Source organism: Mesorhizobium sp. M2A.F.Ca.ET.039.01.1.1 (assembly GCF_003998035.1).
Taxonomy (GTDB): Bacteria; Pseudomonadota; Alphaproteobacteria; order Rhizobiales; family Rhizobiaceae; genus Mesorhizobium.
The window spans coordinates 1-763 of sequence record NZ_RZRY01001371.1; the positions used below are offsets into that span (position 1 = coordinate 1).

Here is a 763-nt window from a genome sequence, read left to right on the forward strand (position 1 = left end):
TGCTGGAAACGCTCGGCCGCGGCTGGGTCGAGGTTCTCGACAAAGGCATATTGGTGACGCTGCGCGGCAAAACCGGCTGGCGGGAGGTCGAGATCGGCTGCGGCTCGTCCGACGCCACCTGTCCCGTCGTCGCCCTGCAGACCTGGCTGAAGCTCGCTCGCATCGCGCACGGACCGCTGTTCCGCCGCGTCACCGGCCAAGGCGAGGCTGTTGGCTCGGAGCGGTTGAACGACCAGGAGGTGGCCCGGTTGGTCAAGCGCACGGCCTTGGCCGCCGGCGTGCGCGGCGATCTTCCGGAGGGCGAGCGGGAAATGAAATTTTCCGGACTCGCTGCGCGCGGGCCTCGCCTCCTCGGCCGAGGTCGACGAACGCTACGTGCAAAAGCAGCTCGGGCATGCCTCGGCCGAGATGACCCGAAAGTATCAGCGGCGCCGCGACCGATTCCGGGTCAATCTCACCAAGGCGAGTGGCCTGTAGGAGGTCGGGAAAGTCCCCTCCCCTTCCCGTTTGAATCGAAAAACGAGTGCTTTTCCGTCCAAGGCCCGACGTGATCGGTCTCAACGACGGAAAATAGGTCCCGTATCGGCCGATATCGCGGGCTGCGCGAGGAGAACGGCTTGCCCAGCGAGCTTGACGCTGCAAGCCTCGAGGAGTGTATTAGCGCGAACGCAATACCCATCGCGCGCCCCGACCCTAGCCCGAATTGGCCAACAAACCGTAAACGCAGGAGCGCGCATCGATGGAAACCAGGATCATCGACAGC

General features: G+C 64.6%; 1 pseudogene. It reads left to right on the plus strand.

The features are described from left to right. A pseudogene (locus EOA24_RS39925) lies at window positions 1-477 on the plus strand (tyrosine-type recombinase/integrase); the annotation flags it as partial. Window positions 478-763: the final 286 nt, after the last annotated feature.